The 13865-nt window shown below is 69.3% G+C and carries 10 protein-coding genes; 4 read left to right on the top strand and 6 right to left on the bottom strand.

Annotated elements, in window-relative coordinates; all coding sequences use genetic code 11:
* Nucleotides 1-56 precede the first annotated feature (56 nt).
* Nucleotides 57-683 (top strand): thermonuclease family protein, encoded by a 627-nt coding sequence (locus HNR51_RS12710; protein ID WP_182555168.1) that lies wholly within the window; start codon nt 57-59, stop codon nt 681-683.
* On the opposite strand, the gene HNR51_RS12705 is transcribed toward HNR51_RS12710, so the two are convergent.
* The 6 genes from HNR51_RS12705 to HNR51_RS12680 all read right to left on the bottom strand — a co-directional run bounded on the left by HNR51_RS12705 (nt 667) and on the right by HNR51_RS12680 (nt 6265).
* Nucleotides 667-981, bottom strand: coding sequence for a hypothetical protein (locus HNR51_RS12705; protein ID WP_152278386.1), 315 nt, complete (start codon nt 979-981; stop codon nt 667-669). The genes HNR51_RS12710 and HNR51_RS12705 overlap by 17 nt on opposite strands.
* A complete protein-coding gene (locus HNR51_RS12700) occupies nt 981-1331 on the bottom strand; it encodes a DUF3325 domain-containing protein (protein ID WP_182555167.1) in 351 nt (116 codons plus the stop codon). The genes HNR51_RS12705 and HNR51_RS12700 overlap by 1 nt, the downstream gene beginning before the upstream one ends.
* Nucleotides 1328-2944 carry a PepSY-associated TM helix domain-containing protein gene (locus HNR51_RS12695; RefSeq protein ID WP_182555166.1) on the bottom strand — a complete coding sequence of 539 codons (1617 nt, stop codon included), beginning with the start codon at nt 2942-2944 and terminating at the stop codon, nt 1328-1330. The genes HNR51_RS12700 and HNR51_RS12695 overlap by 4 nt, the downstream gene beginning before the upstream one ends.
* The gene (locus tag HNR51_RS12690) at nt 2941-3291 is read right to left on the bottom strand and encodes an iron transporter (protein ID WP_182555165.1); all 351 of its coding nucleotides are present in this window, start codon (nt 3289-3291) and stop codon (nt 2941-2943) included. The genes HNR51_RS12695 and HNR51_RS12690 overlap by 4 nt, the downstream gene beginning before the upstream one ends.
* A 10-nt stretch (nt 3292-3301) precedes the next feature.
* Complete coding sequence (locus HNR51_RS12685) at nt 3302-5656, bottom strand: TonB-dependent siderophore receptor (protein ID WP_012456300.1); 2355 nt, start codon at nt 5654-5656, stop codon at nt 3302-3304.
* 330 nt (nt 5657-5986) lie between these two features.
* Nucleotides 5987-6265: a hypothetical protein gene (locus HNR51_RS12680; RefSeq protein ID WP_182555164.1), complete on the bottom strand. Its 279-nt coding sequence runs from the start codon at nt 6263-6265 to the stop codon at nt 5987-5989.
* Nucleotides 6266-6767: 502 nt separating this feature from the next.
* Between HNR51_RS12680 and HNR51_RS12675 the strand changes: the two genes are divergently transcribed.
* The 3 genes from HNR51_RS12675 (at nt 6768) to HNR51_RS12665 (ending at nt 13533) form a co-directional block, all read left to right on the top strand.
* The gene (locus HNR51_RS12675; RefSeq protein ID WP_012456303.1) at nt 6768-6968 is read left to right on the top strand and encodes a hypothetical protein; all 201 of its coding nucleotides are present in this window, start codon (nt 6768-6770) and stop codon (nt 6966-6968) included.
* 212 nt (nt 6969-7180) lie between these two features.
* Nucleotides 7181-11905, top strand: a complete 4725-nt coding sequence (locus HNR51_RS12670) for a malectin domain-containing carbohydrate-binding protein (RefSeq protein ID WP_182555163.1) — start codon at nt 7181-7183, stop codon at nt 11903-11905.
* 122 nt (nt 11906-12027) lie between these two features.
* Nucleotides 12028-13533, top strand: coding sequence for a phosphomannomutase/phosphoglucomutase (locus tag HNR51_RS12665; RefSeq protein WP_182555361.1), 1506 nt, complete (start codon nt 12028-12030; stop codon nt 13531-13533).
* Nucleotides 13534-13865 lie beyond the last annotated feature (332 nt).

Below are 13865 nucleotides of genomic sequence, written 5' to 3'. Positions count from 1 at the left end.
GACGGCGCAGCCCCGACCGGCGCGCCATCCACCCTCTGTCCGCGAGACTGCGTTCGATGTCGCTCACCGCCACCATCCTGCTGATCTACGCCGCCTGCCTCGTCGGCACCATCGCCAGCCCGGCCCGATCCAACGCCGATCGACCCCCGGAGGAGCCGGGCACCCGGCGCCTGCTGGGTGCGCTCCTCATCCCCGCCCTGGCGTTGCTGGCCGGCGTTCAGGCGCTTCCGGCCCGGGCGGGCGAGGCGGCACCCCAGGCCGTGAGCGGCCCCGCCACCGTCATCGACGGGAGCACGCTCGAGATCGGCGGCCGGCGCCTGCGGCTGCACGGCATCGACGCGCCCGATCTCGACCAGACCTGTTCCGACGGGCATGAGCGCGACTATTCCTGCGGCCGCGGTGCCGCCGAGGCCCTGGCGGCGCGGATCGGCGGCGAGAGCGTGAGCTGCGAGCCGCGCGGTGCGGCGGCCGACGGCACCGTCACCGCCCTGTGCCGCCGCGACGGCGACGACCTCGCCGCCTGGATGGTGAGCAACGGCTACGCCATCGCCGACCGGAGCGCCTCGGCCGCGTACGAGGCCCAGGACCGGCGCGCCTGGGGCCGCCGCGTCGGGCTGTGGTCGGGCGTGTTCGAGATCCCCGCCGAGCGGCGCCGGATGCGCCGCCTCAGCGCGGCGCTGTAAGACGGGCGTCCCGCCGGGCGAGGCCGCCGGCGAAGTCGCGCAGGGCCGCCGCGACCAGGGCGGCGACCTGCGCTTCCGTCTTCGGCGCGCGGATCACGAGGCTCGCCATCACCTCGGGATGGATGCGCCGCTGCTTCGGCGTACGGGCATGGTTCGACAGGCGCAGCCGCTCCGGGCCTTCGCCGCGGGCGAGATAGCGGCTGTCGCCGCGCTCGTTCCGGGCGGTCTCGCGAAAGCCCTGCGCTTCGAGCAGGCGGCTCGCATGGGCGAGCGCCTCCAGCGGCGGGAGCGGTCGCATCAGGCCGCGACGGCGAGGATCGCCAGCGGCAGGGCCGAAGCGGCCAGCGCAGCGAGCGCGGCGGGGGCGACGTAGCGCGGCCGGTAGGACAGGAGCAGCACCAGCCCGAGGGCGGCGCCGGTGAGTGCGCCGATCCACTGCACCGGGCCGAACGCCCAGCCCTCCCACAGGCCGGCGATGAAGAAGGAGAGGGCGATCGCCCCCCAGCCGAAGGCGCGCAGGCGCAGGACAGCCGCCCGCTCCGCCTTCCGGTCGAACACCTCCGCATGGTGCCGGTTGAGGCTCAGGCAGAGGGCGGCGAGCGCGGCGAAGCTCAGGCCCAGATTCGCGGCGAGGACGAGGGGCGTCATGCGTGGGTCGGCTCCGGGCGCCGCGCGGGCTGGGCGGCGGCGGGCACGGGCGCCGGCTTGGCGGCCCGGTCCCGCTCGTGCTCGTTCTTGTGCGCCTTCTTGGGCGCCTCGTAGCGCAGCACCTTGCGGGCGGCGAGCGCGAACAGGCCCGCGAGCAGCAGCATCGCCCCGTCGAACCACGCGAAGAGCGGATCGCCGCCCGCCCGCCGCAGGGGATGGTCGGGGATCGTCAGGATGTCGGCCGCGACCACCGCGAGGCAGAGCACCGACACGGCGGCCAGACCCTCGCACCACGCCCGGCGCTGCGGACGGGCGAGCGGCACCAGGGCCGCGACGATCCAGGCGCCGAAGAAGGCGCGGATCTCCCACTCTTCCCGCCCGGCGAGATCGACCGGCAGGAGCCGGTTGGCGAGGAAGTACACGGCCACCGCCGCCGGCAGGCCGGCGATGCTGCCGACGTTGAGCGCCTGGACCAGCCGCAGGCCGAGGAAGGGACGCTCCCCCGCCTTCGGCAGGCGCGCCAGCGACCACAGCACGACCCCCGTGGCGATCATGGCGCAGCCCATGATCCCGCACAGGAAGAACAACAGCCGCAGCATCGTGCCGGCGAAGTGGCCCTCGTGCAGGCCGGTCATCACCGTGAAGGTCTTGGCCGCGGGCTTGAGGCCGCCGTCGCGGACCTCCAGGATCGCGCCGCTCACCCCGTCGAAGGCGATCTGCGGATGCTCGTGCGAGAGGCCGTGCGGCTCCTCGAACACCGCGACCACGGTGGCGTTGGCGTCGCCCGGATTGACGATCATCAGCCGTTCCAGCGGCTCGGATCGGGCCGCGCGCGCCTGCTCCACCATCGGCCCGATCGGGGCCAGGGGGGCGGCCTGCTTGGCGGGCGGGCGCGGCGTGGTGATCCAGCTCGCCTCGGTGAAGAAGGCCTGGGCGTTGCCCTTGTAGGCGGCGGTGACGCCCCAGGGCATGTAGAAGGTCGCGAGCGTGATGATGCCGGTATAGGTGATCATCAGGTGGAACGGCAGCGCCAGCACGCCGGTGACGTTGTGGGCGTCGAGCCAGCTGCGCCGGGGCGCCTTGCCGCGGCGGAAGGTGAAGAAGTCGGCGAAGATCCGCTTGTGCGTGACGATGCCGGAGATCAGCGCCACCAGCATGATCATCGCGCAGATTCCGACGACCCAGCGCCCCCAGAGCGGCGGCATGTGCAGCTCGAAATGGAAGCGGTAGAGGAAGTCTCCCCCCTGCGTGTCGCGGACGGAGGACTCGGTCCCGGTCCGCGGATCGAGCAGGACATGGCCCGGCGGCGCGCCGGGCCGGGTGCGCCAGAACAGATCGAGCACCGGCTTGTCGGGCTGCGGCAGGCCGATGAACCACGTCCGGGCCTGGGCCGCATGCGTGCCGAGATAGGCCACCGCCCGCTCGGCCGCCGCCCCGAGGGCGGGAGCCTCCACCGGCTCGACCCGCGTGAATTCGGGGCGCATCCAGCGGGAGATGTCCGGCCGGTAGTAGCTCGCGGTGCCGGTGACGAAGATCGAAAACAGCACCCAGCCGACGATCAGGCCGGACCACGTGTGCAGCCACGCCATCGACTGCCGGAAGCTTCCCTTCATGGCGCGGATCCTCCCATCGCCAGCCAGAGGAGAGCGCCGAGCACGAGGGCGGTGCCGGCCACGATCAGGAGCGCCCGCAGCGCTGTGCGCGTCGCGAAGACGAGGACGACGATGCCCGCCATCACCGCGAAGCTGAGAAGCGTCGCCGTCGCCACCGCCTCGGAGCGTGCCATCGGCAGGGTCAGCGACAGCAGCGCGGTGGCGAGCGCGGCGACGCCGTAGCCGCCGCCCGCCGCCAGCACCACCCGGCCGGCCACGCCGGCCCGCTCGAGTGCCCTCGACCTGCCCGGTTCCTTGCCCGGTCCCTTGCCCGGTCCCTTGCCCGGTGTCCTGCCCCCTGCCGCCATGCGAGGCCTCCTACCAGCGATAGCGCAGGGTTGCATAGACGGTTTGGGGAAGCCCGTAGTAGCAGCTCGTGTAGCCGTTGCAGCCGCTGACATATTGTTCGTCGAGGAGGTTGGTGGCGTTCACCTGCATCGAGAAGCCCTGAAGCGTCGCATCGAGGTACTTCAGGTCGTAGTTGAGCGTGGCATCGACGAGCACGCTCGCCGGCACCTTGAAGGTGTTGGCCGCATCGCCCCAGGACGGGCCGAGGTAGCGCACGCCGCCGCCGACCTCCAGGCCGAGGAGCGGCCCTTCGTTGAAGCGGTAGGTCGCGAGCAGCGAGGCGGTGGAATCCGGCACCAGCACCGGGCTGCGGCCCTGGAGCGGCACGGTCTGACCCGGCGTCAGGTCGTTGGCGGTCCGGCCGTCGTCGCGGACGTTGCGGATGTCGAGGAGCGAGAAGCCGCCGATCAGGGTGAGGCCCTCGGTGAGGTTCGCCCGCGCCTCGAACTCGACGCCCTGCACGCCGACCTGACCGGTCTGGACGACGAAGCCCTGGCGCGCCGGGTCGGCGGTGGTGCGGTTCGACTGGCGGATGTCGAAGAAGGCGGCGGTGAGCAGGATGTCGGTGCCGGGCGGCTGGTACTTGATGCCGGCCTCGTACTGGTCGCTCAGTTGCGGATCGGGCACGCGCCCGACCGTGCCGAAGGCCGGGTCGAACACGCGGCCCGCCACGATCGGCTCGAAGGCCTGACTGTAGGACACGTACGGGGCCACGCCCGAGTCGAACAGGTAGAGCAGGCTCGCCCGGCCGGTGAAGGCGTCGGCCGGCGCGTTCTGGAGCGTGAGGGTGCTGGTGCCGTTGGCCGCGAAGGACCGGGTCGGCCCGGTCTGGCGCGCGACGTCGTAGCGCCCGCCCAGCGTCAGCACGAGGCGGTCGAACTTCATCTGGTCCTGGAAGTAGACGCCGGTCTGCTGCGCGTCGACCCGCGAGACGGTGTTGAAGGCCGGGAACGCGATGTTCATGGTGTAGTTCGGCGCCAGCGCGTTCAGGTCCGGCGCGTCCGGGAACGGGGAGCCGGTCGTCCGGGTGCTGAAGGTGCGGTGATCGACGCCGAGCAGGGCGGTGTGGGCGATGAAGCCGGTGTCGAAATTGGCGACGAAGTTGCTGTCCATCGTGTAGGCTTCCGCCGCCACGTTGGTGCCGATGACCGCGCGCGGGATCAGCGGGCCGGTGGCGAAGGGGCCATTGCGGGGATTGAAGGCGCTGTAGACGCTGCGGTAGTCGCCCTGCGTGCGCAGGTAGCGCCCGGCGGAGTGGAAGCGCAGGTTCTCGCTGAAGCGATGGTCGAATAGGTACTCGATCGAGGCCTGGGTCCGGTCGGAGCGCTCGATGCCGCGGTCGCCGTCGTAGAAGTTGACCGGCAGGCGGCCGATGATGCCGTTGCCGAAGTTGCGCGGGAACACCGTGCCCACCGCCGGGAAGCCGCCGTAGAAGCCCGAGAACGGATCGCGCTGGTAGTTGCCGATGATCGTGAGCTGGGTGTCGGTGGAGGGCCGCCAGGTCAGGCTCGGGTTGATCAGGGCACGCTCGACCCGCGTCGTGTCCACGGGGCCGTCGCCGTTCCAGCCGAACCCGACGATGCGGTAGGCGAACTGGTCGGCAAGCCAGGGCACGTCGGAGGCGATCGGGCCGCCGACATCGACGCCGCCGCGCACCTCGCTGAAGCCGCCGCCCTGGACGAAGACCTCGCCGTGCCGGACGAATTGCGGCACCTTCGACACGAGGTTGACGATGCCGCCCGGACCCGATTGCCCGTAGAGCACCGAGGCCGGCCCCTTGATGACGTCGATGCGCTCCAGCCGATAGGGTTCGATCGTGGCGTTGGCGTCGCGGCCGCCGATCAGCGCCATGCCGTCGAGGAAGACCGGCGCGGTGAAGCCGCGGATCAGGAACTGCTCCAGCCGGGTCGAGCCGGCGCCGCCGCGCTGCTCGGTGGTGACGCTCGGGGTGTAGCGCAGGGCCTGATTGATGCTGAGCGCGTTCTGATCCTCGATCTGCTTGCGCCCGATGACGGAAATCGACTGGGCCGTCTCCAGGATCGGCGTGTCGGTCTTGGTGGCGACGGTGCTTCGGCTGGCGACGTAGCCCGGAACCGCGCCCTGGGCACCGCCGGGACCGTAGAGCGCGCCGCCGAGCGTGGCGCCGCGGCCCTCGCCGGTCACGCTCAGCTCGGACAGTTCGACGGCGTCGGCCGCACCCTGGGCCAGGCCCGGCCCGGCGAGGCCGCACAGCGCCGTTCCCGACAGAATCGTCGAGGCCAGCAGGCGTGACAGCCAACCGGCACGCGGAGCCGGACGAGCGGAAACGGCACGATCTTCGAACATCTTTTCCGGTACGCTTTTAACTTAGGTTATGAAAACCTAAGAAGACACAACGAACTATGCGTCGCGTATGGCAAAGGCGGAATGATGTATGCAAGATCTATGTTTTATAACTGTTATAAATACAAGTACTTCAGTATGCTACCTTGGATTGCATACAATGATTTTACTTGGTCTGTATATTTGTTTGGCTGTTGCCGGAAGGCATCGGCAGATCGTCGGCGCGGCGCATCCGCGCTTCGGGGCGATGCCGCACCCCGCCGGCCGCCGGGACGCGGCCGTGAGGGCGTTCCCGGGATTTCGCACGCGGGACCTCCCGCTCAAGACGAGGCGCTACAGACCCGTTCGATCCGATTCGCCCAGAACCTGCCGAGGGGCGAGCGGATCCCAGACCCCCTCGAAGACCGGAGCGGGACCCGTCGGCTGCTCGCGGATCGGCAACTCCGCGGCCGGAGCGACCGTCTGTTCCAGAACGGGCACGACGAGCAGCGCGGTTGCGACCATGCCGAGCGCGCACACCGTGCCGATGACCCAGCGCGGCATCTCCCAGCTGTGGAGAAGGATGGATCCGGCCGCGAGGAGTGCGAGGGAGCCGACGAGTTTGGGAAACATCGGAGCGTCACCTGAATGAAATCGCTCCGTCGGTGCGAGGGCAATGCCACCGCATTCTGTGCCGGATCAGGACGCTGCGGTCGTCACCTTGCGGAATAGTGATCGCATCGCCCCTATATCCTGAACCATATTTCATGATAGGCGGACGCGACGGATTCGGGATCGCGAACGATCCGGACCGAAGCCATGCGGCGAGGGAGGCCGACGCCAATGACAAGCATTCTGCCCGTGATTGCCCTGCTGTTCGTGCCCGTGGGGGCGCTTGCGCTCGGCACCTGGGCGTTCGGCCGCCCGCGCCACACCTCCTGATCGACACCGCTTCCGCACCGTGCCGCGCGGCCGCCGCCGCGCGGTATTCTTCGTACGGCACCGGGCCGACATGTCCCGGTCCCTTGCTCGTCCCCTTGCTCGACCCCTTGCCCGGCTCCGCCGCGTTCCGACACAATCCGGATTCATCGATCCGGTATCGTGGTGCGACTGTCGACGAAGGGAGACCGTGCGCATGACGATCCCGAGCATGACGATCCTGAACCGGTTCGCGGGCGGCCTCGCATCCGCGGCGCGCCGCATCGCCCGCCTCTCGCCGAAGGTGATGTCGCTCGCCCTCGTCTCGATGATCGGCCTGTCGGCTGAACGGACGGCGGATCTCGAGGGCGATGCCGACGAGGCGGCCCGCTCCATCGTCTACCGCCACTACATCTGAGCGCCCGGGCGGGCTCTACCCCGGATCCGCTCCCGATCGGGGGGGGCGGTTCTCGCCTCTCGTTCCAATCCTCACCTTTGCGCCGAAGCGGCATCCACTTCGGTGGAGAGCGCCGTAGCCCGGAAGAGCGCCGGGCGATACCGCTGCGCGCATGAAGCCCGGATCGGGCACGGATACGGTCGGCCCCGAGCTTGTGCGGGGGGTCTAAGATCATGGCCGACGTGACGTTTTCTCAATCGACCTTGGCCGGTTACTCGGGGCTGGCCTCGGCCCTGCAATGGGGGCCGGACGGGCGCCTCTACGTCGCCGAGCGCTTCGGCAGCATCAAGGCCCTGACGGTCGCCCAGAACGGCAACGGCTACGTCGTCACCAACACGGAATCGATCGACCTCATCCTGAACCTGCCCAACCACAACGACGATGGCACGCTGAATGCGAGCCTGAAGGAGCGGCAGGTCACCGGCATCCTCGTCACCGGCACCGCCGCCAACCCCGTCCTCTACGTCACGTCGAGCGATCCGCGCATCGGGGCCGGCAATGGCGGGGAGGATACGAATCTCGACACCAACTCCTCGATCCTCTCGCGTCTCACCTTCGATTCCGCCAGCCAGTCGTGGAAGAAGGTCGATCTCGTGCGCGGCCTGCCCCGCTCGGAGGAGAACCACTCCGCCAACGGCCTCGCGATCTCGCCCGACGGCAAGACGCTCTACATGGCGGTCGGCGGCAACACCAATGCCGGGGCCCCCTCCAACAATTTCGCCGGTCTGCCCGAGTTCGCCTACTCGGCCGCGATCCTGAAGGTCGACCTCACGGCGCTCGACGCCATGTCGATCAAGGATCCGAACGGGCTCAACCCCTACCTCTACGACCTGCCGACCCTCGACGATCCCTATCGTCCCAACAACGGCACCCCCGGCAACGAGAATCCGGACGGCTCCGACGTCAGCGGCCCGTTCGGCGGGCGCGATGGCTTCAACATGGCCAAGATCACCGCCGGCAGTCCGGTGCAGGTCTACTCGCCGGGCTACCGCAACGCCTACGACGTGCTGCTGACCTCCGACGGCAAGATGTTCACCTACGACAACGGCGCCAACAACGGCTGGGGCGGGCGCCCCTCCGACGCCAGCGGCAACGTCGTGACCAACCAGAACCAGATCCCGCTCAACACGCCCGATCTCGATGGCGGCACCAAGCGGCTCAACTACGACCAGCTCCACGAGATCACGGGGCAGGGCTATTACGGCGGCCACCCCAACCTCGTGCGGGCGGTCGGCGGACAGGCGGGCTGGCTGCTGACGCCAGGGGCGGGCGTCACCGGCGCGACCTTCCTGCCCCAGGGAAGCAGCGGCCTGCCCGCCGACTTCAACGCGGTGATCCCCGCCGGCACCGCCGATCCGCGCGAGAGCGTGTTCTTCGAGGGCGGCATCAACGACGGGGCGCTCGATACCGGCCAGGGCTCGCTCAACGGCTTGGCCGAGTACACCGCCTCGACCACGTGGAGCACGGCGGGCGGCGGCACCACGAGCATCAAGGGCGCGATCCTCGTCACGGATCTCGCGGGCTATCTCCACATCATCCCGCGCAACGCCTCGGGCGGGGTCGACACCACCGTCGGCGCCGCCGGGCAGATCGTGGCGGCGGGCAAGCAGGTCGTGCCGATGGGCGGCGGCGCGCCGCTCGGCATCGACGCGGTCGGCGACGGCAAGCCGTTTGCCGGCACCGTCTGGGTCACGACGCTGGCCGACGGCAACATCAAGGTGCTGACGCCGGGGCCGACCAACCCGCAGAACCTCGACCTCGACGGCGACGGCATCAACAACACCCTCGACCCCTTCGCCCTCGATCCCGACAACGGCACCGCCGGCACCGACGTGATCTCGGGCGGCGAGACGATCGTGTTCAACTTCGAATCCGGCTCGATCCCCGGCACCTTCGGCGGCAGCGGGCTCACCGGCGCGATGATCAACGGGCTCGACCCGTTCCTCGACGGCGGCCTCTACACCTCGTCCAACATCATCGCGGGCGGCGCGGGCGGCGTCATCCAGTTGAAGAACGTCCAAGAGGGGGACTTCACGGAAGGCAACAACACCCTCAAGGACGCGCTCCAGGCCGGCGTCACCTTCGACGACACCGTGGCGACCGCCAACGTCACCATGACGATGGCGAACTGGATCCCGAACGCCACCAGCGACGGCGGCTTCCCCTCGGCCGGCCTTCAGATCGGCACAGGCGACCAGGACAACTTCATCAAGCTGGTGCTGGGCGGGCGCGGCGAGAGCGCAGCGGGCAAGTACACCAGCGCGATCTTCGAGACCTCGATGGAGAATCTCGGCGTCGCGCAGACCGCCGCGGTCACCAACAACGCGCTTCTCAGCGCGGCCAATGCGAGCTGGGTACAGCTGCGCCTCGCCGTCAATCTCGAGACCAACACGGTGACCCCGCTCTGGCGCTTCGGCACCGGCGCGGTCTCGTCGGCCACCGATGCGAACTCCGCGTTCACCGCCGGCACCGCCATGAGCGTGCCGAGCGGCAGTGCGCTGCTGAAGGCGATCCAGGGCGACTACACCGTCGGCGGCAAGGCGAGCGGCATGGCGGTCGGCCTCATGGCCACCTCCAACGACGGCGCGCCGTTCACGGCGGATTTCGACGGGATCACCATCACGACGACGGCGAAATCGGGCGCGACGAACCCGGTCGTGGCGGCGATCAATGCCGGCGGCGGGGCGCTGTCGCAGGACGGGATCAGCTTCTCGGCCGACCAGTACTTCACCGGCGGCGCCACCTTCATCGACGGCTCCGGCGGCAACGGCCTGCAGCCGGCCTTCGCCAACACCGTCTACCAGACCGAGCGCTACGGCAATTTCAGCTATGCCATTCCGGTGGCCAGCACGAGCCAGGCCTACACGGTGGAGCTGCGCTTCGGCGAACTGTGGTGGAGCAATCCGGGCCAGCGCGTCTTCGACGTGTCGCTGGAGGGCCAGACGATCCTCAACGACCTCGACATCCTGGCGCAGACGGGCAGCTTCAACACGCCCTACACCTACGTCTCCGGCCCGATCACCGCGGGTGCCAACGGCACGCTCGACCTCCAGTTCCTCAACGGCATCGACAACGCCAAGCTCAGCGGCATCGTCGTGCGGCAGGCCAACGGGGGCGGGAGCACCGACGCCACCAAGCCGACGGTGGGGCCGTTCACGATCCAGGCGCCCGTGGCAGGGGATGCGAGCGCCAGCGTGACGGTGGTCTACAACGATGCGTCGGGCATCAACCTCGCCAGCATCACCGCCGCCGACATCGCGGTGAGCGGGCCGGGCGCCATCGGCGCGATCACGCTGCAATCGAAGACGAGCACCAGCGCCACCTCGGCCACCGCCACCTACATCGTCGCCGCCCCCACGGGAGGCTGGACCAACGGCCAGTACACCGCCACCGTCAAGGCGGGCGAAGTGGCGGATGCGAGCCCGGCGGCCAACACCAACCTCGCCTCGTCCCAGCTCTTCTCGGTCCAGACCAGCAACGCGGGCGGGATCGTCGCGGCGATCAATGCCGGCGGCGGGGCGCTGATCCAGGACGGGATCAGCTTCTCGGCCGACCAGTACTTCACCGGCGGCGCCACCTTCATCGACGGCAGCGGCGGCAACGGCCTGCAATCGGCCTTCACTGGCACCGTGTTCCAGACCGAGCGCTACGGCAATTTCAGCTACGCGATTCCCGTGGCCAGCACGAGCCAGGCCTACACCGTCGAGCTGCGCTTCGGCGAATTGTGGTGGAGCAATCCGGGCCAGCGCGTCTTCGACGTCACGCTGGAAGGCCAGACCGTTCTCAACGATCTCGACATCCTGGCGCAGACAGGCAGCTTCAACACGCCCTACAGCTTCGTCTCCGGCCCGATCACCGCGGGCGCCAACGGCACGCTCGACCTGCAATTCGCCAACGTCATCGACAACGCCAAACTCAGCGGCATCGTCGTGCGGCAGGCCACCGGCTCGACCGACACGACCGGTCCGAGCATCGGCGCGTTCACCGTCGATGGGCCCGCCTCCGGCACGGCCAATGCGAGCGTCACGGTGGTCTACAACGATGCGTCCGGCATCAATCTCGCCAGCATCGCTGCGGCCGATCTCGCGGTGACGGGATCGGGTGCGGTCGGGGCGATCAGCCTGCAGTCGAAGGTGGCCACCAGCGCCACCTCGGCCACCGCCACCTACCTCGTCGCGGCGCCGAACGGCGGCTGGGCCGACGGGTCGTACACCGCCACCGTCAAGGCCGGCGAAGTCGCCGATGCGAGCCCGGCGGCCAACACCAACGCCGCCGCCTCGCACGGCTTCACCATCGACGTGACGCCCGGGGGCGACACCCTGGTCATGGCGATCAATTCCGGCGGCGGCGCCTATACCCGCGCGGACGGGACCGTGTTCGAGGCCGACACGGCGGCATCCCCGCACCGCTTCTACGTCGCCGGCCAGGATGGGAACGCGACCTATTCCGACGTCGATCCGATCGCCGGCACCACCGACGACGCGCTCTACCAGAACCAGCGCTTCGGCTGGGCCAGCACCCCGACCACGGATGCCGATGACGGGCGCTTCGGCTACGCCGTCAAGAACGCCGACGGCAGCGCGCTGGCGGCGGGCTCCTACAAGGTCGTTCTGCACTTCGCCGAGATCTACAACCAGCCCGACGATCCGGGCGGCCTGACCGGCGCGGGCCAGCGCCAGTTCAATGTCGGCATCGAGGGCACCACGGTCGCCAACTACGACATCTGGGCCGCGGCCGGGGCGGGGGCCACCGCGACGACCCTGACGCGAACGGTCTCGGTCACCGACGGGACGCTCAACCTCGCCTTCTGGCAGGGGGCGACCGAGAACCCGACGGTGGCGGCGATCGAGGTGTGGAAGGTCGATCCCGGCGCGGCGCAGGGCGGCCTTCTGGTCTAAACTCTCAACCTGTTTTCGGCGTCTCCTGCGGCGGTGCACGGGGTCTCGTTCGCCGCCGCCCGCGCGAAAGGTCTGCCATGTCCTCCGACCGGTTTCCCAAGACCTTCTCCAAGGCCTCCCCCATGACCTTTCCCACGCCCCGGCCGAAGCTCGAGCCCAACACCTTCGCCTTCGAGCAGTTGCCGATGGTCAAGCCCACCGGCTTTCGCGAGTACGATGCCCGCTGGCTGTTCCCGCAGGAGATCAACCTCATGGGCGTCCAGGCACTGGGCCTCGGCCTCGGCACCCTGATCCATGAGCGCGGCGTGCGCCCCGACATCGTCACCGGACACGACTTCCGCAGCTACTCCGCCGCGATCAAGCTCGCGCTCATCGCCGGCATGCAGGCGGCCGGCCTGCGGGTGAAGGATATCGGGCTGGCGCTTTCGCCCATGGCCTATTTCGGCCAGTTCGCCCTCGACTGCCCGTGCGTCGCCATGGTCACCGCCTCGCACAACGACAACGGCTGGACCGGCGTGAAGATGGGCGCCGAGCGGCCGATGACCTTCGGCCCCGACGAGATGGGCCGCCTCAAGGAGATCGTCACCACGGGCGCGTTCCAGTACCGCGACGGCGGCGCCTACGAATTCGTGCCGGACTTCGCGCAGGTCTACCTCGACGACCTCGTGGCCCGCGCCAAGCCCGTCTCGCGCAAACTCAAGGTCGTGGCCGCCTGCGGCAACGGCACCGCCGGCGCCTTCGCGCCTGCCCTGCTGGAGCGGCTCGGGGTCGAGGTGATCCCGCTCGACGTCGAGCCCGATCATTCGTTCCCGCGCTACAACCCCAACCCCGAGGACATGGCGATGCTGCACGCCATCGCCGACAAGGTGCGCGAGACCGGCGCCGATGTCGGGCTCGGCTTCGACGGCGACGGCGACCGCTGCGGCGTGGTCGACGACGAGGGCGAGGAGATCTTCGCCGACAAGATCGGGGTGATGCTGGCGCGCGACCTGTCGAAGCTGCACGCGAACGCGACCTTCGTGGTCGATGTGAAATCGACCGGCCTCTACGCCGCCGATCCCGAGCTTCAGGCCCGCGGCGTGCGCACCGACTACTGGAAGACGGGGCATTCCTACATCAAGCGCCGGGTCAACGAGCTCTCGGCGCTGGCCGGCTTCGAGAAGTCGGGCCACTTCTTCTTCAACGCGCCGGTGGGGCGGGGCTACGACGACGGCCTTCTGACCGCGATTGCGGTGATCGAGATGCTCGACCGCAACCCGGATCGCTCGATGGCCGATCTCTACCGGGCGCTGCCGAAGACCTGGGGCTCGCCGACGATGTCGCCGCACTGCGCCGACGAGGTGAAGTACGGCGTGGTGGCGGCGGTGACCGAGCGGTTCCGGGCGCTGCACGCGGCGGGCGAGCCGGTGGGGGGCCATGCGATCACCGATCTGGTGACGGTCAACGGCGTTCGGGTGACGACGGACGACGGCACCTGGGGTCTGGTGCGGGCCTCCTCGAACAAGCCGGAACTGGTGGTGGTGGTGGAGAGCCCGGTCTCGGAGGCGCGGCTGCGGGAGATGTTTGCCGCCGTCGACGCGGTGCTGCGCGAGCATCCGGACGTCGGCGCCTACAACCAGACGATCTGATGCGATGTCCGGCTGATGGGTCGGGTTCACCCCCCACCTCTGTCAATCCGGGGCGCTGGTAGCGAACCCGGAATCCACGACCGGCCGGGACGCCATAGACCCCGTCGCAAGGGTGGATCCCGGGTTCCGCTGCGCGGCCCCGGGATGACGGGGAACGGCGGATCGAAAGCGGTCAACAGATGCCGTATGAGCAGGGACGAGAGCAGCCGTGCGCCTAAGCGTGGCCGTTCGGCAACAGGCTGGCCCTTGTCAGAAAATTTCTGACAGAGACTCTCTAGAAAACAGCAACAAGCTGAACCGTTTTCGCGCGTCCCTACCTCCGGAGGATTACT

This window comes from Methylorubrum thiocyanatum (genome assembly GCA_014138645.1).
In the GTDB taxonomy this organism is placed as follows: domain Bacteria; phylum Pseudomonadota; class Alphaproteobacteria; order Rhizobiales; family Beijerinckiaceae; genus Methylobacterium; species Methylobacterium thiocyanatum.
Note: the sequence above shows the minus strand (reverse complement) of the source record. Positions and strands in the feature narration are given on the sequence as shown.

Bases quoted from the DNA above. Each gene is read 5' to 3' on its own strand.
- HNR51_RS12710 (WP_182555168.1), top strand. From the start codon at position 57: ATGTCGCTCACCGCCACCATCCTGCTGATCTACGCCGCCTGCCTCGTC.
- HNR51_RS12705 (WP_152278386.1), bottom strand. From the start codon at position 981: ATGCGACCGCTCCCGCCGCTGGAGGCGCTCGCCCATGCGAGCCGCCTG.
- HNR51_RS12700 (WP_182555167.1), bottom strand. From the start codon at position 1,331: ATGACGCCCCTCGTCCTCGCCGCGAATCTGGGCCTGAGCTTCGCCGCG.
- HNR51_RS12695 (WP_182555166.1), bottom strand. From the start codon at position 2,944: ATGAAGGGAAGCTTCCGGCAGTCGATGGCGTGGCTGCACACGTGGTCC.
- HNR51_RS12690 (WP_182555165.1), bottom strand. From the start codon at position 3,291: ATGGCGGCAGGGGGCAGGACACCGGGCAAGGGACCGGGCAAGGGACCG.
- HNR51_RS12685 (WP_012456300.1), bottom strand. From the start codon at position 5,656: ATGTTCGAAGATCGTGCCGTTTCCGCTCGTCCGGCTCCGCGTGCCGGT.
- HNR51_RS12680 (WP_182555164.1), bottom strand. From the start codon at position 6,265: ATGTTTCCCAAACTCGTCGGCTCCCTCGCACTCCTCGCGGCCGGATCC.
- HNR51_RS12675 (WP_012456303.1), top strand. From the start codon at position 6,768: ATGACGATCCCGAGCATGACGATCCTGAACCGGTTCGCGGGCGGCCTC.
- HNR51_RS12670 (WP_182555163.1), top strand. From the start codon at position 7,181: ATGGCCGACGTGACGTTTTCTCAATCGACCTTGGCCGGTTACTCGGGG.
- HNR51_RS12665 (WP_182555361.1), top strand. From the start codon at position 12,028: ATGACCTTTCCCACGCCCCGGCCGAAGCTCGAGCCCAACACCTTCGCC.